Below are 18,748 nucleotides of genomic sequence, written 5' to 3' on the forward strand. Positions count from 1 at the left end.
CTTCGACGGGCTCAGCCTGAGCGGGTGGGCTGGTCAGGCTCGGCCTTCCGCCAGCGCCATCTGCTCCGCGATGATCTCATGCAGGCGGCGAATTCCGCCTTCCAGCGTGCCGAGCGTCAGGTGCGGCACCGCGCCCGTTTCCAGACCTTGCTGGCCCAGTGCAGCGGCGCGGAAGTCCTCCCCTGCAAAGACTCCGCCGTCGAGCAGTTTCCACGAGCGTTCCCAGTGGTTGCGCGCCTTGTCGGTCTGCGGCTCTTCCGGGATCAGCATGAAATCCTCGACCAGGGTGCGGTCATGCGCCTGGGGCCAGAGGGCCATGATGTTGACGTAATCCGGGCTGATCACCAGCACGGTCGCGGGGAACAGCTGATAGGCGAAAGTGCCGATCCGGCGCAGTGCGGCCATGTCGGTGAAGTCGACGCCTTCCAGTTCCTCGGCGCGGCAGACCAGGCTGCGCTGGTGCGGGCCGATCTGGTCACCGCTCGTCACCCCGTCCTTGAAGAACGGACCGATGGTTGCGGCGTGGAGCCGCGCGACGTGATAGCTTTCCAGGAAGGCATCCATGATCAGCTTCCAGTTGGAAGCGACCTCGTGCGTCTTGCGCCGGAACAGGTGCAGGTCGCGCATGGCAAAGGCGTCAAAATCCGCGCCCAGCGTAACCGCGTGACTGAAATCGGCCCCGCCTTGCGGCGCGTACCAGATCAGACCGCCAGCCTCGCAGCTCTCCAGCTCGACCAGACCATAGTCCGCCTTGTCGAGGCCGGGGAACGTTTCCGGCCGGGGCAGGGCCAGCAGGCGCCCGTCGGTGGAAAAGGTCCAGGCGTGATAGGGGCAGGTCATCCGCTTGCTGCACTGGACCTCGCTGCCTTCGACCAGGCGCGTGCCGCGGTGGCGGCAGACGTTCAGGAAAACATGCGCCTTGCCCTCGCCGTCGCGGGTAATCAGCAGCGGCCTGCCGGTGGCATCGTGCGGCACGGCCATATTCGGTTCAGGCAGCAAGGCCGAAGGGCAAAGCACCTGCGGCAGCCGGGAAAACAGCCTGTCCTTCTCGCAGTTCCAATGGGCCGGATCGGTATAGACCGACGCGGGCACGGTCGCGATCCCGCGCTCGATGCGGGTGCAGCCCTGGGCAATCGTCTGGGCCAGGGCAAGCTGGCCATCAGTCGGGCGAGCGCCCGGCAGCACGCCGGGAACGGTGGAAGTCCTCTCCATGGGGCTGGTCATACCGCATTTCGGCGCTAGGTTCGCGCCAAATTTAAAGGAAGGTCTGGATGTCGGTCGATCTCATTCGCTTTGTCATTTTCGCTGGCGTGCTGATCGGTCTGGGCTTGCTGGCAACGCGGGTGCCGCTGTTCCGGCCCTATCTGCGCAAGAACCCGATGATCACCTTCCTGCTCGGCATTTCGAGCGGTTTTCCGCTGACCCTGCTGGTCGCGACCATGACGTTCTGGCTCGCCAAGGTCGGGATCGACACGGCCACCATCGGTTTCGCCGTGGCGCTAGGCACGCCCTATACGATCAAGTTCCTCTGGGCACCGCTGGTCGACAAGCTGCCGCTGCCGTTCCTGACCCGGGCATTCGGGCAACGCCGCGGCTGGCTGTTTTTCGTCCAGGCGCTGCTGTTCGTCTCGATCTGGCAACTCGGAGCCAGCGATCCGCAGACCGGGCACATGGGACCCTTCGTGTTCTGGGCGATTGTCACGGCCTTCCTTTCCGCGACGCAGGACATCGTCATCGACGCCTATCGCATCGAGATCCTGGACGATGACGAATTCGCGCACGGCACGGCGACCAACCAGTTCGGCTATCGTACTGGCAACCTGATCGCCGGGGCGGGGACGGTCTATCTTGCCTCGACCGAGGGGCTGGGGCTGGGCTGGGCGATGGGCTATGGCCTGACCGCCTTTTGCATCATCCCCGCGATCATCGGCGCGATCTGGGCCGGGCCTGGCCGCTTTGTCGATCGCTTTGCCAATGCCAGCGGAATGAGCGCGGGACAGTGGCTGAAGGAAACGGTGTTCAACCCGTTCCGCGAATTCCTGGGCCGCCATGGGGCCTTCCTGATCCTGGGCTTCGTCCTGATCTACAAGGTCGGCGATGCCATGGGCCAGACCATGCTGGGGCCGATGATCGTTGATCTGGGCTTTGCCGATCTGGACTATGTTTCGGCCAACAAGCTGTGGGGCTTTGCCGCGCTGATCGTGGGTTCGGCTCTGGGCGCGCCGTTCATCCTGTGGCTGGGCATGGGCCGGGCGCTGCTGATCTCCGGCCTGCTGATGATGTTCTCCAACGTCATGTTCATGCTGCTGGCGCTTAGCGGCAACAATTACTGGATGCTGGTTCTGGCCATCGTGACCGAGAACCTGACCAGCGGCATCGGCCTGACGGTCTTCACGACGTACCTCTCCGGCCTGTCGAGCCTGGCCTATACGGCTACCCAGTTCGCCCTGCTGTCATCCTTCGCGGCATTCGGGCGCACCTGGCTGGCCTCGCCCGCTGGCGTGGTGGCGGAAAAGCTGGGCTGGGTGGGCTTCTGGGGCTTTACCGTGGTCGCCGCCGTTCCCGGGATGCTGCTGCTGTGGCTGCTGTGGAACAAGGGCTATCTGGTGCAGAGCGTCCGCCAACCGAGCACGCAGGACGATTAGTCTAGGTATTCCGCTCACCCTGAGCTTGTCGAAGGGTGATTTTGGCCAACCCGGCTTCGACAGGCTCAGCCTGAGCGGGGTTTCATATCCGTTCGGAGTCTTAGTCCGGAAACTCGCGGTTCCGGCGCAGCACGTCGCCCGCAAGGTAGAGCGAACCGGCGATCAGCACGTCGCCTTCGGGCGGCAGGGCCTTTAGCGCCGCGGCCACGTCGGCAAAGGCCTGAACCGGCACATCGGCGTGGGCGGCAATGTCCTCGGGTCGGTGTGCTTCGTGGCCCGGTGCGGGGACGACCGACAGGCTAAGCAGGTGGGCCTTCAGCGGCGCGACGATGGCCGCAGGGTCTTTGCTCGCCAGCATCCCGGTGATGAGATGGAGCGGCGGCTGGTCGGCAAAGTGACGGGCGATGGCGAGGCCCGCATCGGCATTATGCCCACCGTCCAGCCAGACCTTGCGACCCGGCACCAGTGCGGTCAGCGGTCCTTCGCCCAGCAATTGCAGCCGTGCGGGCCAGCGTGCGGCCTGGATGCCGCGCGCCATGGCCTCTGGCGAGACGTGGACCTTGTCCTGATGGCGCAGCATGGCGACGGCCAGCGCCGCGTTATCGGCCTGGTGCTTTCCGGCCAGCGCGGGCAGGGGCAAGGTCAGTTCGCCATGGCGGTCGCGATAAGCGATCTGCGCGTCGATCCGGGCCGACCAGTCGAGATCGCGGATCGCGGTTCGGGCGCCGACCTGCATCGCGTGGTCGATCACGGTCCTGGTCACGTCCGCCCGATAGGACTGCGTCACCAGCGGCACGCCCGCGCGCGCGATGCCGGCTTTTTCAAAGGCGATGCGGCACAGCGGCTCTTCGGGAACGCCTTTTTCGGGCGCGAGCAGGAATTCCTTGTGGTCGATCCCCAGCGAGGCAATCCCGCAGGCAGCCTGTCCGTCCAGCACATTTGTGGCATCGAAGCGCCCGCCAAGGCCGACCTCGATCACGCAGGCATCGGCGGGAATACGGTGGAAGGCCAGGAAGGTCGCCGCCGTGGTCACTTCAAAGAAGCTGGGCGAGAGGTCCGCGCCCAGGTCCAGCACTTCCTTGAGCAAATCGGCCAGCAGGTCATCCTCGACAAGCTTTCCCGCGATGCGGATGCGCTCGTTATAGCGAACGAGGTGCGGCTTGGTCGCGGCATGGACGGTCAGCCCTTCGGCCTCCAGCATCGCGCGCAGATAGGCGCAGGTGCTGCCCTTGCCATTGGTTCCGGCGACATGGAAAACGGGGGGCAGGGCGCGGTGCGGATTGCCCAGCCGCGCCAGCAGTTCGTGAATGACCTCAAGCCCCAGCCGCCCGCTTGGCAGACTCAGCGCGCCAAGCCGGTCCAGCTGCGCCTGGACCCGCGGATTGTCCGAGATGGCGAAGTCTTTCAAATGCCCCTCCCGCCTGCGGGAGGGGTTAGGGGAGGGCCTGTTTCCGGCCAATCCCCACAAGCCCTCCCCCGACCCCTCCCGCAGGCGGGAGGGGAGGTAAAGCCGTCGATCCGTGTTGGCGGACCCGTAATTACGCCGCCTTTGCCGCCGTCAGGAATTCCAGCACGCTGGCCAGCTTGGCTTTCAGGTCGCGGCGGTGGACGACCATGTCGATCATGCCGTGTTCGAGCAGGTATTCGGCGCGCTGGAACCCTTCGGGCAGCTTTTCGCGGATCGTGTCCTGGATCACGCGCTGGCCGGCAAAGCCGATCAGGCAGCCCGGTTCGGCAATCTGGATGTCGCCCAGCATGGCATAGCTGGCCGTGACGCCGCCCGTGGTCGGGTCGGTCAGGACCACGATGTAGGGCAGGCCCGCAGCGTTCAGGCGGCGGATTGCGACCGTGGTCTTGGGCATCTGCATCAGGCTGAGAATGCCTTCCTGCATCCGCGCCCCGCCCGCTGCGGTGCAGATCACATAGGCGCACTTTTCCTTCAGCGCCTTGTCCGCCCCGGCGACGAACGCCGCGCCCACGGCCATGCCCATCGAACCGCCCATGAAGGCAAAGTCCTGCACGCCCAGGACAACCTTGTGCCCTTCGATCTTGCCCAGGGCATTGGTCAGGGCGTCGGGATGCGGATTGGCGGCGCGGGCCGATTTCAGCCGCTCCGGATACTTCTTCTGATCCTTGAACTTCAGCGGGTCTTCCTTGACCTTGGGCGATTCAAGGATGGTGAAGCCTGCATCGAGCAACTGGGCAAAGCGCGCGTCGGCGCCGATGCGGCCATGATGGTCGCAGCGCGGGCAGACCGACTGGTTTTCCTCATACTCCTTGGTGAAGAGCATTTCCTTGCACGAAGGGCACTTCGTCCAGAGATTGTCGGGAGTGTCGCGCTTTTCCGTGAAGGGCAGCGCCTTGCGAACACGATCTAGCCAGCTCATGCCAGTTCCCTAGCGGAATGGACGGCATCGGCAAGCGCCTTGGTCAAGTCACGCACAGGTCCGGCGGCATCGGCGCCGTGCTGGCCGACCAGATCGACCAGGGCCGAGCCGACCACCACGCCGTCCGCCACCTTGGCAAAGGCAGCGGCCTGTTCGGGCGTGCGCACGCCAAAGCCGACCGCGACGGGAATCGTCGCCTTGGCCTTGATCCGCGCCATGGCCTCGGCAATCGAACCGACTGCGGCCTGCTGCATGCCGGTAATCCCGGCAACCGAGACGTAGTAGAGAAAGCCGGATGAGCCTTCCAGAACGGCGGGCAAGCGCGCGTCATCCGTGGTCGGCGTCGCCAGGCGGATCAGCGAAACGCCAACCGCGCGCAGGGCAGGGCCAAGCTCCGGGTCTTCCTCTGGCGGAATGTCGACGCAGATCACGCCGTCCACCCCGGCTTTCCGGCATTCCTCGGCAAACCATTCCGGCCCGCGAATGGTCATCGGGTTGGCATAGCCCATCAGGACCAGCGGCACTTGCGGATGGCGCGCGCGGAAATCGGCGGCGATGCGGAAGATGTCGGCGGTCTTGGTGCCAGCGCCCAGGCTGCGCAGGTTGGCAGCCTGGATCGCCGGGCCATCGGCCATGGGGTCGGTGAAGGGCATGCCCAGCTCGATCACGTCGGCCCCGCCTTCGACCAAGGCGTCAAGGATTACGGGCGTCGCATCGGGCGTCGGATCGCCCCCGGTGACAAAGGTGACGAGAGCCGGACGGCCCTTGGCGAATGCGGAGGAGAGGCGCGCGCTCACTTAGCCCTCTCCCCTTCAGGGGAGAGGGTTGGGAGAGGGGGGCGCAATTCAGCAATCACAGCCGCCAGGTCCATCAAGACACCTTCCAGATTATGCATGACATCCACATTCGAATAACGCACCACCCGATAGCCATGCTGGTTCAGAATGCCAGTCCTGATGTGGTCATTTCCGTCATTGGCATCGTGCGTATCGCCGTCGATCTCGATCACCAGCTTTGGATCGTTCGCGGCGAAATCGGCAATGTACGGCCCGATCACCTTTTCGCGGCGGAACTTGATGCCCATGAACCGGGCGGCACGCAGTTCCAGCCACATGCGCAAGGCAGGCTCCGACATGGCCGTGCGGTTTTCGCGGGCAAAGTTGGTAAGCCTTCGGTCGCGCAAAGCCCCTCTCCCAACCCTCTCCCCTGAAGGTGAGAGGGCTTTGCTGCTACAGCTTCACCCCCAGGTGTTCCGCAACGGAGAAGATGTCCTTGTCCCCGCGACCACACAGGTTGACCAGGATCACGCTGTCCTTGGGCATGGTGGGCGCGACTTTCATCACGGCGGCGATGGCGTGGCTGGGTTCGAGCGCGGGGATGATGCCTTCGGTGCGGCAGAGCAGCTGGAAGCCGGCCAGGGCCTCGTCATCGGTGACGCTGGTGTAATCGACGCGGCCGACGTCGCGCAGCCAGGCATGTTCCGGACCGATGCCGGGATAGTCCAGCCCTGCGCTGATCGAGTGGCCCTCGACGATCTGGCCGTCCTCGTCCTGCAACAGGTAGGTCTTGTTGCCGTGGAGGATGCCGGGGCGGCCGCCAGCCAGCGATGCGGCGTGGTCCTTGTCCAGGCCATAGCCTGCCGCTTCGACGCCCAGCATTTTCACGTCTGCGTCGTCGAGGAACGGGTGGAACAGGCCGATGGCATTGCTGCCGCCGCCGATCGCCGCGACCAGCAGGTCGGGCAGGCGGCCGGTGCGGGCGAGCATCTGGGCGCGGGCTTCCTTGCCGATCACGCTTTGAAAATCGCGGACCAGTTCCGGATAGGGGTGCGGCCCTGCGGCGGTGCCGATGATGTAGAAAGTGTCGTGCACATTGGCGACCCAGTCGCGCAGCGCCTCGTTCATCGCGTCCTTCAGCGTCGCGGCGCCCGCGGTGACCGGGACCACTTCCGCGCCGAGCAGCTTCATGCGGAACACGTTGGGCGCCTGCCGCGCCACGTCAGTCGCGCCCATGTAGACCACGCAAGGGAGGCCAAAGCGGGCGCAGACCGTGGCCGTGGCCACGCCGTGCTGGCCCGCGCCGGTTTCGGCGATGATCCGGGTCTTGCCCATGCGGATCGCCAGCAGGATCTGGCCGATGCAATTGTTGATCTTGTGCGCGCCGGTGTGGTTCAGCTCATCTCGCTTGAACCAGATCTGCGCGCCGCCCAGTTCTTCGGTCAGGCGCGGCGCGAAATAGAGCGGGCTGGGCCGGCCGACATAGTGTTCAAGCAAGTCGTCGAATTCGGCCTGGAACGCCGGATCGGCCTTGGCCGCGTTGTATTCGCGCTCAAGGTCCAGGATCAGCGGCATCAGCGTTTCGGCGACATAGCGACCCCCGAATTGTCCGAAGTGGCCGCGTTCGTCAGGCTGGTTGCGAAAGGAATTCGCTGTCGGGTTTGCAGTCATGATGGCCTAGCGCTTGGCAGAGCGGGGCCGCGAAGTCCAGCCTTGGCGCAGCGCCAAAAGGGGAAGCAGTCGGAAACAAGAATTCAATGACTTGTTACTTAGTGTTGCAACTTGGCCACATAAATTCAGGTTTGTGCAATTTCTGAACGCGTAGTTCATCGGCGCGCAAGCTGACGGTTCCTACTTAGCTCCTCGACCCCTGTACCGGGGCTGAATCGTAAAGGAGTTTCAAATGCGTAAGATCGTCCTCCCGCTGCTCGCCTCGCTTGCGCTGGCTTCGCCGGCTCTGGCCAACGAAACCCGCGTCGAAGCACGCGGCGGCGTGATCTGGTCGAACGGCACCAGCGAAGACACCTGGGGCGGAGCCGTGGGCTATGACTTCGACCTGGGCCAGACCACCTTTGCCGGTCTGGAATTCTCGGGCGACAAGATCGGCACCGAAGGCACCAAGGTTGCGTTCGGCGCGACCGGCCGCCTCGGCGTGAAGGCTGGAACCGGCACCGCGCTCTACGGTGCTGGCGGCTATACCACTGAGGCCTGCGACGCATGCAAAGGCCAGTGGCACCTGGGTGCGGGCGTGGAGCAAAAGATCTCCGGTCCGTTCTATGTGAAGGCCGAATACCGCCACTATTTCAAGAACGACGTTGTCGCCGATGGCGACGCGCTGGTTGGCGGCGTCGGCGTAAAGTTCTAATCCACCCGATCGGAAAACACCGAATGGAGGGCGGCCTGGCAACGGGCCGCCCTTTTCCTAGGCGGCGCGGGCAGCCTGGCAGAATGCGGCGATCAGGTCAGCGTCCTTCACCCCCGGCGCGCTTTCCACGCCCGAGGCGGTGTCGACCAGCGGCGCCTGGGTCCTGCGGACAGCCTCGGCAACATTGCTGGGCGACAGGCCGCCGGCCAGGCCCCAGGGCAGCGGCGATTGCCAGCCGTTCAGCAGGTTCCAGTCAAAGCTGAGGCCCATGCCGCCGGGCAGCGTGCCCTTGGGCGTCTTGGCGTCGAGCAACAGGAAATCCGCCGCGCCGGCATAGTTCTGGGCGCGGGGCAGGTCCTCCCGCGCGGAAACCGACAGGACTTTCCAGACTGGCAAGCCAAAGTGGGCCTTGGCCTGGGCCACGCGCTCCGGGCTTTCCGCGCCATGGAATTGCAGGGCATCGAGCGGTGAAGCGGCGAGGGTCTGGGCCAGAAAGGCATCGTCTGCATCGACGAAAACGCCGACGCGAACGATCCGGCCCGCCGCCGCTTGCGAAAGCTGCCCCGCCAGGTCAGGCGCGGCAAAGCGAGGGGAGGGCGGGAAGAAGTTGAAACCGGCATGGCTCGCCCGGGCGGCGATTGCCGCTTCGAGCGAGCCGGCGGAATTGATCCCGCAAATCTTGATCTGGGTGCGCGCAGCCATGCCGCGCGCCTAGCCTGCCTGCGATCAGGGCGCCAGTTCGAACTGTACGCTCAGGCTCACCTCGGCTTCTACCTCGCCCACCGCGATGGGCGTGGGGGCAGCGGCCATTTCCGCCTTCATCGCGCGGGCATAGACCGGCTGGGGCGGAGCAAAGCCGCCGCTTTCGCTGATCGAAACGATCCGCACCACGCGCAGGCCAGCGGCGCGGGCATAGAGATCGGCGCGGGCGCGCGCTTCCTTCATTGCGTCCAGCCGCGCTTCATCCAGGGCGGCGGCAGGTTCGGCCATCTGGAACGAAGGGCCGTTCACCTGGTTGGCCCCCGACGCAACCAGCGCGTCCAGCACCTTGCCGAACCCGGAGACGTTGCGGCTGCGGATGGTGACGTTGTTGACCGCCTGGTATCCGGTGATCCGGGGCTCCTGGCGCGGCACGCCGTTTGGGCCATATTCGGGCTGGCTATAGACCGGGTTCAGGCTGATCTGGCTGGTCTGGATGTCCTTGTCGGCAATGCCCGCTTTCTTCAGCGTGGCGATCACCCGGTTCATGGCTGCGGCATTGGCCGAAAGCGCTTCGCTGGCAGTCGCGCCCTGGGTGACCACGCCTGCGTTGAATACCGCGAGGTCGGGTGTGCGGGTCGACTTGCCCTGCGCGGTGAGGGACAGGAGCGTCGAACTCGCCGCAATCGAAGGCTGGCCAACCGGCCCTTGCGCGGCGGCGGGCAGGGCCAGGGTGAGGGCGAGCGGAGCGAGAAGAAACGTCAGCTTTTTCATGGCACTATCTCCTGTGCTTAAGCCCCGCGCTGCTAATCCCTGTCAGATTGCCCCCACCTGAATGCAACGGCCCGGATATCAAAGCGTTGCTTCGATTGCGCGGGCAGCGGCGGCGGGATCTTCGGCGCGGGCAATCGGGCGGCCGATCACCAGCACGCTCGCTCCCGCGTCGCGAGCCTGGCGCGGGGTGACCGCGCGCTTCTGGTCGCCAAGCGAGGCTTCGGCAGGGCGCAGGCCCGGAACCACCAGGAACCCGTCGCGCCACATGGCATGAACCGCACCGACTTCGTGGCCAGAGCAGACGATCCCGTCCAGCCCCGAATCGCGGGCCAGTTCGGCAAGGCGCATGACCTGATCCTGCGGCTCGCCGGAAATGCCGGTTGCGGCCATGTCGCCCCCGTCCAGGCTGGTCAGCAGGGTGACGCCGACGACCTTGCAGTTCTCTCCCGCAGCGGCCTTGGCATCTTCCATCATCGCCCGTCCGCCTGCGGCGTGGACCGTGACAATGGCCGGTTCCAGCACGTGGATCGCCTGCATCGCGCCGGCGACGGTGTTGGGAATGTCGTGCAGCTTCAGGTCCAGGAAGATCGGCAGGCCCAGCTTGTGCACTTCCAGCACGCCGTGGTGGCCATGGGCGCAGAAGAATTCCAGCCCCAGCTTTACCCCGCCGATGTGGGCCTTGGCCTTTTGCGCGACAGCGATAGCCGTCTCGAGCCGGGGAAAGTCGAGGGCGAGGTAGATCGGATTGGTGGTCATAGCGGGGATGCCGGTGGCTCCTGACGGGCTTCGAGTTGGGTGGATGTGGCAATGGCCGAAGGATCGGACTGGCTGGCCGATTTCAGCGTGTTTTCGAGAAAGCTGATCCGCCGGTTCATGCGCCAGCGCGCACCCTTGTGCAGCAGCCACATCGGCACGAAGCCAAGCGCGATCGAAACCAGGACGATGAACCCGACCGGCCATTCGAAATGGACGTAGTTCCCGTCCTGCAAGGGCCAGAGGTTGAGCGGCACCGTCTGCCAATTGATCGCGATGAAGGCGACCAGCGCAATCGTGACGATGAGCAGCAGGAGCGTGCGGATCAGTTGCATGGGCTTCCTTCCAATCGGCTCAGGGCTTTACCGGGGCAATGCTAGGCTGCTTGGGCGCGGAAGGAAAGGGGCTGGACAGGAAAGCATCCAGGTCCGCCGCCGAGCGGTCAGGAGCTTCCTCCATCGGAATGTGGCCAATGCCGGGATAGACGATCTTGACCGACCCGGGAATGCGCGCAGCGAACCAGTCTGCCCCGCTTGCCGGGATCAGCTTGTCCTCGGCGCCCCACAGGATCAGCGTGGGAACGGCGATCTGGCTGACCTGATCTGCATTGCGGTTGCGCCCGGAAAATTGCGCAAAGCGGGCGAGAGTCGCGCCGCGATTGCCGGGATAGCGGTTGAGTTCCCAATAGCGGTCGACCATTTCCGGTGTGACGATGGCCTGGTTCGAGACCGAACCGCGCAGCGACTTTTCGAACAGCGAACGCGGCGTAATGATCTCTGCCAGTCTGCTGATCCCCGGCATCCGGGCAAGGCGGAAGCCGATGGGCAATTTCTTGTTCGGATCGTCCGGCGGACCGGCGGCGTCGATCAGGATCAGGTGCGTCAGCTTGTCCGGATAGGCCAGGGCATATTCCCACGCGACCCAGCCGCCCATTGAATTGCCCGCCACGGCAAAGCGGGATACGCCGAGCTTGGCCAGCGCGGTATTGAGCGTGCCGACGAAGGCCAGGTTGTCATACTGCCCGGTCGGGTTCGGCCCGGTCAGGCCATGGCCGATCTGGTCCAGGCTGATGATGCGGTACTTGCTTTTCAGCCGTTTTACCCACGGCTCCCAGGTGTGGAGCGAGGCATTCGATCCGTGGAGCAGGACCAGCACCGGTCCGTCGCGGTTGCCCTCATCCCGGACATGCATTTTGACTCCGCCGCCCAGGTCGACGAATTGCGACGCGGGCGTGGCATATTTCGCGCGCATCGCGGCGGCATCGGTATCGGGCGTGTAGCCGAACGCGAAGAGGCCAAGCAGCGCGACCAGCAGCAGGCCGAATGTCCATTTGAGAATGCGCTTCATCGAGGCCCCCAATTCGCCTGCTTCATTCAACCGTCACCCTGAACTTGTTTCAGGGTCCATGTCTCGCCAGTGCCCGTTGTTTGTTGGCAGGCAAAACGCTTCGCCGTCCTGCTAAACCAAGCACGGGTTTGCCTCCCGATGGACCTCGGATCAAGTCCGGGGTGACGTGGTGTGGCAAGAAACGGCGGCGGGAGAAGCCAATCGACCGGCGACTCCATCCGTCACCCCGGCGCAGGCCGGGGCCCAGTGGGTCATGCGCAACCGGAGCCGTGCCAGCTGCCCCCCGGATCAAGTCCGGGGTGACGGGTGGGGTGGAGAGGGTGATTACTCCCCGAACACCCGGGCGAAGATCGTGTCGATGGCCTTGAAGTGGTAATCGAGGTTGAACTTCTCTTCGAGCTGCTCGGCACTCATCACAGCGGCGACTTCCGGGTCGGCCTTGAGCAGGTCGAGCAGGCTCAGCTGGCCGTCGCTTTCCCAGACCTTCATCGCATTGCGCTGGACCAGGCGGTAAGCCGCATCGCGTTCCAGCCCGGCCTGGGTCAGGGCGAGGAGCACGCGCTGCGAGTGGACGAGGCCGCCCATCTTGTCGAGGTTCTTCTGCATCCGCTCCGGATAGACGACCAGCTTGTCGACCACCGAGGTCAGGCGGGCCAGCGCAAAGTCGAGCGTGATGGTCGCGTCCGGGCCGATGAAACGCTCGACCGAGGAGTGCGAGATGTCGCGCTCGTGCCACAGGGCCACGTTTTCCAGGGCCGGGGTGACGGCGGAACGGACCATGCGGGCCAGCCCGGTCAGGTTCTCGGTCAGCACCGGATTGCGCTTGTGCGGCATGGCCGAGCTGCCCTTCTGGCCGGGCGAGAAGTATTCTTCCGCTTCCAGCACTTCGGTCCGCTGCAAGTGGCGCACTTCCACGGCGAGGCGTTCGATCGAGCTGGCGATCACGCCCAGCGTGGCAAAGAACATGGCGTGGCGGTCGCGCGGGATCACCTGGGTGCTGACCGGTTCCGGCTGAAGCCCGAGCTTTTCGGCGACATACTCTTCCACCGACGGGTCGATATTGGCGAAAGTACCGACCGCGCCCGAAATGGCGCAAGTCGCGATTTCCGCGCGCGCGGCGATCAGGCGAGTCTTGCAGCGGCTGAATTCCGCATAGGCTTCGGCCAGCTTCTTGCCGAAGGTGGTCGGCTCGGCATGGATGCCGTGGCTGCGGCCGATGGTGGGGGTGTACTTGTGCTCCAGCGCGCGGCGCTTGATCGCGGCGAGCAGGTCGTCAAGGTCCGCCAGCAGCAGGTCCGCCGCGCGCGCAAGCTGTACGGCCAGCGTGGTATCCAGCACGTCGCTGCTGGTCATGCCCTGGTGCATGAAGCGCGCTTCGGGGCCAACCTGCTGGGCCACCCAGTCGAGAAACGCGATGACGTCGTGCTTTGTCACGGCCTCGATCGCGTCGATGGCGGCTACGTCGATGGCCGGGTTCGTGGCCCACCAGTCCCACAGCGCCTTGGCGCCGCTGGGCGGGACAACGCCCAGTTCCCCCAGCTTTTCGGTCGCGTGGGCCTCAATCTCGAACCAGATGCGATAGCGCGCTTCGGGCTCCCAGATCGCGGTCATGGCGGGGCGGGCATAACGGGGGACCATCATCGACTCCTTGGCTGGTTGCGGCTGCCGCTACGGCGGGGGAGGGCGAATGGCAAGGGGCGGGGGAAAAGTCGGGGGGTGCTGGGCCGCCGCAGATAATAAGCACAACCACAAAACCGTTCGTGGTGAGGAGGGTCCGAAATCGAAGATTGAGGAGCCGTCTTGAACCACAGTGCCAAACGCGGTCCTTCGAGACGGCGCTTCAGCCTTCGGCTTCAGCGCCTCCTCAGGACGAACGGTTTTACTAAAACACGCTTACAACAACCCCGCTCAGGCTGAGCTTGTCGAAGCCGGGTTGTGCAAAGCACCCTTCGGGCTGGCTCAGGGTGAGCGGATAGTATTCTAAACCGGCCAGGTGAAATCCAGCACCGTCTCGCCCATACAGGCGCCGCTGGAATCGAACCTGCGTTCGCGGATCTGGCCCTGGCCGGAGTGATCGACCAGCACCACGGTCGAGCACCGCGTGCCATAGGTGGGGTTGCGGATGAAGACAGAGGAGAAGGCATCCTCCGGATCGCCCGATTCCGGCGTTTCATCGCGCAGGGGATCGAACAGCCTGTCCGCCTCCTGCTCCCCCGCCAGCCACAGCGCCAGCGCTTCTTCCAGCCGCGCGGTCTTGAACCAGCGATCACCGCGTGCGCCGTTGGACAGGCCGTGGATGCCGGGTTCCAGTTCCACCTCATGCGAATCCGGATAGTTGGAGACGAAGCGCAGGCTGTCCGCGCCCGCCAGCCACAGGTTGAACGGGTTCATCGCCTCGATCCCGACCGGCGCGCGGCCCTCCAGCCAGTCGGTGATCAGCTTCCCGCGTGAAGCAAGTTCCGGCTTGGGATAGCCCGGCACGCGCAGGTTGGTGACCAGGCCAAAGCGGCCTGCACTCACCCCCAGCCAAGTGCCGCCCGCCTGCAAGTCGCGTCCGGCCAGCACGGGGCTGTCCGGCCACGGTGCCAGCGGAGCGGCGGGGCGGGCGTGGTATTCGTCGCGGTTGCCGATGACCACCAGCTTCCAGCGCGGATCGGCTTGCCAGGCGATGGCCGCGACGCACATCAGACCAGCCCCTTGGCGCGCAGGCTGACGTGGCCTTCCTTGCCGACGATCACATGGTCATGCAGCGTGATGCCCAGCAGCCGCCCGGCCTCGGCAATGCGGTTGGTGATCTGGATGTCGGCGCGGCTGGGTTCGGGCGAGCCGGACGGATGGTTGTGCACCATGATCAGCGCCGCCGCACCCAGGTCGAGCGCCTTCTTCACCACTTCGCGCGGGTGGATCGCGGCTTCGTCCAGCGAGCCTTCGGACAGGACCTCGTCGCTGACCAGGCGGTTCTTGGTATCGAGGTAGAGCACGCGCACCCGCTCATGCCGAAGGTGCGCCATGTCGACGGTCAGATAGTCGATCAGCGCCTGCCAGCTGGACAGCACCGGCTGTTCCTGAACCCCGGTGCGGGCCAGGCGGCGCGTGGCGAGAGCAACGATCTTGAGCGCGGCGGCGCTGGTTTCGCCCATGCCTGGGTGCTTGGCCAAGGCGGACGGATCGGCATTGAACACGCCCGCCAATCCGCCGAACCGCGCCAGCAGGCTTTTCGCCAGCGGTTTCACGTCCTTGCGCGGAATCGCGGTCATCAGCAGGTATTCGATCACTTCGTGGTCGCCCAGCGCGGCATCGCCGCCGCCCAGCAAGCGGGCGCGCAGCCGGGCGCGGTGTCCGGAGCCGTCATGCTTCTCGCGCGTTTCGTCTGCCAAGCGGCGTCCCCTGACGGAATGTCGTCCCCCCAATCCATTGCCTTTCGCAGGGCGAGGGCGCAAGTGTAGCGATCTATGTCCGAGCTTGAGGCCGAACCCTCTGATCCAGAAACGGAAGCTATCTCTTCGCCTCGACGGCGCTGGGTACGGCGCACGCTGGCCGCATTCGGCATAGTCCTGATCCTCTTGCTGGGCGTGGTTTGGCTGGCGCGCGAGCGAATCGCCAATTCGATCATCGCGGGGAAGCTGGAAGACCTGAACATTCCAGGGACTTACGAGATCGAGTCGATCGGACCGCGCCGCCAGATCATCCGCAACGTGGTGATCGGCGATCCGCGCCGCCCCGACCTGACCATTGCCCGCGCCACCGTGTCGTTCGAGCCGCGCTTTGGCATTCCGGTGCTGGGCAAGGTCCGGCTGGAAGGGGCGCGGCTATACGGCACTTACCGCCAGGGGAAATTGAGCTTCGGGCGGCTCGATCCGGTGATCTTCGGCCCGCCCAGCGCGGAGGGGCCGCAGGGGCTGCCCGACCTGGACCTGGCGCTGGTCGACGCGCGGGCGCGGCTGGATGGCGATTTCGGCGTGGTCGGCTTCAAGGCCGAGGGCAGCGGCAACCTGCGCAATAGCTTTGCCGGCACCATCGCTGCAGTCGCGCCGCGGCTGGACTTTGGCGGGTGCCAGGCCGGACCGACTACCGCCTTCGGCCAAGTGCGCAGTGCGGGCGGTGGAGCGGCTTTTGCCGGACCTTTGCGCCTGTCGGACCTGTCCTGCCCGGAGCCGGGAGTGCGGACACGCTCCGCTACGCTGGACCTGGACGTCAGCACGGGCAAGGCTTTCGATACGGTAAAAGGCAGCTTTGCCTTGGCCGCGCGCGAACCGGGGGTGGGAACCGTCGGCGCGAACCTTTTGACCGGCAAGGGCCGCTTTTCCTTTGCCCAGGGCGATCTGGTCGCATCCTATCGGCTGAACGGCGCGGGGATTGACCTGGGCGGTTCCGGCATGAGGGCGCTGGCTGCGGAAGGGACGCTGCGCAGCCGTGAGCGGATGGCGCGAATCGAAGGCGAGGGGAACCTGCGTGGCAGCGAGCTGCGCGGTGGTCCTGCCCTGTTGGGTGCCCTGAATGGTCTGGAGAAATCGGGCGAGGGCTCGCTGCTTGCCCCGCTGGCGCGCAAGATGCGCGACGCCCTGGCCCGCGAAGAGCGCGGATCGGCGCTGCGCGGGGATTACAGCGTGCGGCAGAGCGGCGGCGTAACCCAGATCCTGCTGCCCAGCGCGGAACTGACCGGCGGCAGCGGAGAGCGGCTGGTGGCGCTCAACCGCTTTGCCGTGACGCTGGGAATGCCGGGCGGCCCGCGCTTTGCCGGGCGTTTCGCCACGGCGGGGGCGGGCCTGCCGCGCATCGATGGCTTTGCCCAAAGGCAGGCCGGGGGCGGCATGGAAGCGCGGCTGCGGCTGGCCGAATACCGCGCGGGCGACAGCGCGATTGCCTTACCCGAACTGCGCGTGGTGCAATTGCCGCGCGGCGAGCTTGGCTTTGCCGGTCGCGCGCTGCTGTCTGGTCCGCTGCCGGGCGGGGCAGTGCGCGGTCTGGACCTGCCGATTGATGGCAACTGGTCGCAGCGGGGCGGCCTTTCCATGTGGCGCGGCTGCGTTCCGGTGGCCTTCGACAGCCTGACCATCAGCAGCCTGAAGCTCACCCGGCGCGGGCTGACCCTTTGCCCGGGGCGAAGCGGGGCAATCGTTCGCAGCGATGGACGGGCCTTGCGAATCGCGGCGGGAACGGCGGGGCTGAACCTGGTCGGGACGATAGGCTCGACGCCGATACGCCTGCGCAGCGGCGCGATTGGCGCGGCCTGGCCCGGCACCCTGGCGCTGCGCAATCTGGACGTTTCAATGGGGCCGGTCGACAAGCCCAGCGTGATCAAGGTCGCCGCTTTCACCGGCTCGCTCGGCAAAGTGGTGTCCGGGCGTTTTTCCGGTACCGAAGCCAGGCTGTTCGCGGTGCCGCTGGATATTACCGAAGCCGAAGGCCGGCTGCGCTTTGCCAATAGCGTGCTCGACCTGACCGGCGCATCGCTGAAAGTCAGCGACCGCGCGCAGCCCAGCCGGTTCTACACCCTGACCGGGCGCGATGCGAAGCTGCGGCTGGCGGGCAATGTCATCACCGCACAGACCCTGCTGCGCGAGCCGAAAAGCGACCGCGAAGTGGTTCTGGCCGACATCGTCCACAACCTCGGCACGGCAGTCGGCCATGCCAACCTGAAGTTCCCCGGCATCCTGTTTGACAGCAAGCTTCAGCCCGACACGCTCAGCTATTACGCCAGCGGCGTCATTGCCCTGGCCAAGGGCACGGTGACAGGCGATGGCCGGATCGACTGGAACCCCAAAGGCGTGACCAGCACTGGCAAGTTCAGCAGCGAGGGGCTGGACTTTGCCGCCGCCTTCGGGCCGGTCAAGGGCGCAAAGGGTACGGTGGTCTTTACCGACCTGCTCGGCATGGTGACCGCACCGGACCAGCGGCTGCGCATCGCCTCGATCAATCCGGGGATCGAGGTGTTCGATGGCGTGCTGTCATTCCAGCTGGAGCCGAACCGGCTACTGGTGGTCAACGGCGCGCAGTGGCCATTCATCGACGGCACGCTGAAACTGCTGCCGACCCGGATGGTCCTGGGCAATGCCGAAGTGCGGCGCTTCACGCTGGAGTTGCAGGGGGCCAATGCGGCCAAGTTCGTCCAGCAGCTGGACCTTGCCAATATCAACGCCACCGGGATTTTCGATGGCACCCTGCCGCTGGTCTTTGACGAGGAGGGCGGGCGGATCGAGAAGGGCCTGCTGATCTCGCGCCCGCCGGGCGGCAATGTCTCCTATGTCGGCGAACTGACCTACAAGGATCTGTCGGCCATGGGCAATTTCGCCTTTCAGACGCTGCGCAGCCTGGACTTTACCCGCATGGAAATCGGGATCGACGGCAAGATCGACGGCGACATCGTCACCAACATGCGGTTCGAAGGGGTGCGGCAGGGGCCGGGGGCGAAGCGCAACTTCATCACCCGCCAGCTGGGCAACCTGCCGATTCGCTTCAACGTGAACATCCGCGCGCCGTTCTATCAGCTGGTGACCTCGTTCAAGTCGCTCTACGACCCGGCCTATGTCCGCGATCCGCGCACGCTGGGCCTGATCGACGCCGCGGGCAATCCCACGCTGCGGCCCGGCACGCCGGTCAGTCCCGATCCGGAAGACCTGCCGCCGATCAAGCCGAACGCCGTGCCGGTCACTCCCCAGCCAGCCCCGAAGCCTGACGAAAAAACAGATGATATTCAGGATTCAGACAGCAGGAACAGTCCATGAAGAGCGATGAATTGACCAACCGCGCCCGGCTTGCGAAAGACTTGTCCATGCAGGCTAGCAATCTTGGGAAACGGCGGTCGGGCCAGAGCGGCAAATTCGCCCTGGCCGCGTTGGTGGGAGGCGCGATGGCGCTGGGCGGGTGCGTTTCGGTGAAAGCGCCGGACAAGCCCATCGTCATCGAGCTGAACATCAACATCAAGCAGGAGGTCGTCTATCGGCTCGCGGCGGATGCCAAGAACACGATTGATGAAAACTCCGGCATTTTTTGAGGATTTGT

At 65.4% G+C, this 18,748-nt stretch carries 18 protein-coding genes; 4 read left to right on the plus strand and 14 right to left on the minus strand.

The features are described from left to right. Nucleotides 1-33: 33 nt before the first annotated feature. Nucleotides 34-1,224, minus strand: coding sequence for an aromatic ring-hydroxylating oxygenase subunit alpha (locus ACQKOE_RS00415; RefSeq protein WP_427511078.1), 1,191 nt, complete (start codon nucleotides 1,222-1,224; stop codon nucleotides 34-36). Nucleotides 1,225-1,271: 47 nt separating this feature from the next. Here ACQKOE_RS00415 and ACQKOE_RS00420 point away from each other — a divergent pair, with 47 nt between their 5' ends. Beyond that, complete coding sequence (locus ACQKOE_RS00420; protein WP_427511079.1) at nucleotides 1,272-2,645, plus strand: AmpG family muropeptide MFS transporter; 1,374 nt, start codon at nucleotides 1,272-1,274, stop codon at nucleotides 2,643-2,645. Between the two features lie 100 nt (nucleotides 2,646-2,745). Here the strand turns inward: ACQKOE_RS00420 and ACQKOE_RS00425 are convergent, their stop codons facing one another. From ACQKOE_RS00425 to trpB, 5 genes are all read right to left on the minus strand, one after another. Beyond that, nucleotides 2,746-4,053 (minus strand): bifunctional folylpolyglutamate synthase/dihydrofolate synthase, encoded by a 1,308-nt coding sequence (locus tag ACQKOE_RS00425; protein WP_427511080.1) that lies wholly within the window; start codon nucleotides 4,051-4,053, stop codon nucleotides 2,746-2,748. A 130-nt stretch (nucleotides 4,054-4,183) separates the two neighbouring features. Beyond that, complete coding sequence (gene accD, locus ACQKOE_RS00430; protein WP_427511082.1) at nucleotides 4,184-5,032, minus strand: acetyl-CoA carboxylase, carboxyltransferase subunit beta; 849 nt, start codon at nucleotides 5,030-5,032, stop codon at nucleotides 4,184-4,186. After that, complete coding sequence (gene trpA, locus ACQKOE_RS00435; RefSeq protein ID WP_427511084.1) at nucleotides 5,029-5,829, minus strand: tryptophan synthase subunit alpha; 801 nt, start codon at nucleotides 5,827-5,829, stop codon at nucleotides 5,029-5,031. The genes accD and trpA overlap by 4 nt, the downstream gene beginning before the upstream one ends. Next, nucleotides 5,826-6,167, minus strand: coding sequence for an endonuclease domain-containing protein (locus tag ACQKOE_RS00440; RefSeq protein WP_427511086.1), 342 nt, complete (start codon nucleotides 6,165-6,167; stop codon nucleotides 5,826-5,828). Before ACQKOE_RS00440 ends, trpA begins: the two co-directional genes overlap by 4 nt. Before the next feature lie 94 nt (nucleotides 6,168-6,261). After that, nucleotides 6,262-7,479 (minus strand): tryptophan synthase subunit beta, encoded by a 1,218-nt coding sequence (gene trpB / locus ACQKOE_RS00445; RefSeq protein ID WP_427511087.1) that lies wholly within the window; start codon nucleotides 7,477-7,479, stop codon nucleotides 6,262-6,264. Between the two features lie 232 nt (nucleotides 7,480-7,711). Between trpB and ACQKOE_RS00450 the strand changes: the two genes are divergently transcribed. Further along, the gene (locus ACQKOE_RS00450) at nucleotides 7,712-8,173 is read left to right on the plus strand and encodes an outer membrane protein (RefSeq protein ID WP_427511088.1); all 462 of its coding nucleotides are present in this window, start codon (nucleotides 7,712-7,714) and stop codon (nucleotides 8,171-8,173) included. 57 nt (nucleotides 8,174-8,230) lie between these two features. On the opposite strand, the gene ACQKOE_RS00455 is transcribed toward ACQKOE_RS00450, so the two are convergent. From ACQKOE_RS00455 to radC, 8 genes are all read right to left on the minus strand, one after another. After that, entirely contained in the window at nucleotides 8,231-8,875 is a 645-nt protein-coding gene (locus ACQKOE_RS00455; protein WP_427511089.1) for a phosphoribosylanthranilate isomerase, read from the minus strand. Nucleotides 8,876-8,899: 24 nt separating this feature from the next. After that, entirely contained in the window at nucleotides 8,900-9,646 is a 747-nt protein-coding gene (locus ACQKOE_RS00460; RefSeq protein ID WP_427511090.1) for an SIMPL domain-containing protein, read from the minus strand. Between the two features lie 78 nt (nucleotides 9,647-9,724). After that, the gene (gene pyrF, locus ACQKOE_RS00465) at nucleotides 9,725-10,402 is read right to left on the minus strand and encodes an orotidine-5'-phosphate decarboxylase (protein WP_427511091.1); all 678 of its coding nucleotides are present in this window, start codon (nucleotides 10,400-10,402) and stop codon (nucleotides 9,725-9,727) included. Then, the gene (locus ACQKOE_RS00470; RefSeq protein WP_374590148.1) at nucleotides 10,399-10,734 is read right to left on the minus strand and encodes a LapA family protein; all 336 of its coding nucleotides are present in this window, start codon (nucleotides 10,732-10,734) and stop codon (nucleotides 10,399-10,401) included. Before ACQKOE_RS00470 ends, pyrF begins: the two co-directional genes overlap by 4 nt. Nucleotides 10,735-10,753: 19 nt before the next feature. Continuing rightward, nucleotides 10,754-11,746 carry an alpha/beta fold hydrolase gene (locus ACQKOE_RS00475; protein ID WP_427511092.1) on the minus strand — a complete coding sequence of 331 codons (993 nt, stop codon included), beginning with the start codon at nucleotides 11,744-11,746 and terminating at the stop codon, nucleotides 10,754-10,756. A gap of 324 nt (nucleotides 11,747-12,070) precedes the next feature. Continuing rightward, nucleotides 12,071-13,384 carry an adenylosuccinate lyase gene (gene purB / locus ACQKOE_RS00480; RefSeq protein WP_427511093.1) on the minus strand — a complete coding sequence of 438 codons (1,314 nt, stop codon included), beginning with the start codon at nucleotides 13,382-13,384 and terminating at the stop codon, nucleotides 12,071-12,073. Nucleotides 13,385-13,726: 342 nt separating this feature from the next. Next, nucleotides 13,727-14,431 (minus strand): NRDE family protein, encoded by a 705-nt coding sequence (locus ACQKOE_RS00485; protein WP_427511094.1) that lies wholly within the window; start codon nucleotides 14,429-14,431, stop codon nucleotides 13,727-13,729. Further along, complete coding sequence (gene radC / locus ACQKOE_RS00490) at nucleotides 14,431-15,123, minus strand: RadC family protein (RefSeq protein WP_374590144.1); 693 nt, start codon at nucleotides 15,121-15,123, stop codon at nucleotides 14,431-14,433. The genes ACQKOE_RS00485 and radC overlap by 1 nt, the downstream gene beginning before the upstream one ends. 75 nt (nucleotides 15,124-15,198) lie before the next feature. Between radC and ACQKOE_RS00495 the strand changes: the two genes are divergently transcribed. Together ACQKOE_RS00495 and ACQKOE_RS00500 are read left to right on the plus strand one after the other, a co-directional pair. Further along, nucleotides 15,199-18,471 (plus strand): intermembrane phospholipid transport protein YdbH family protein, encoded by a 3,273-nt coding sequence (locus ACQKOE_RS00495; RefSeq protein ID WP_427511095.1) that lies wholly within the window; start codon nucleotides 15,199-15,201, stop codon nucleotides 18,469-18,471. Next, nucleotides 18,468-18,740, plus strand: coding sequence for a YnbE family lipoprotein (locus ACQKOE_RS00500; protein ID WP_427511096.1), 273 nt, complete (start codon nucleotides 18,468-18,470; stop codon nucleotides 18,738-18,740). The genes ACQKOE_RS00495 and ACQKOE_RS00500 overlap by 4 nt, the downstream gene beginning before the upstream one ends. Nucleotides 18,741-18,748: the final 8 nt, after the last annotated feature.

It is taken from the genome of Novosphingobium sp. NPDC080210 (genome assembly GCF_050281025.1).
GTDB lineage: Bacteria > Pseudomonadota > Alphaproteobacteria > Sphingomonadales > Sphingomonadaceae > Novosphingobium.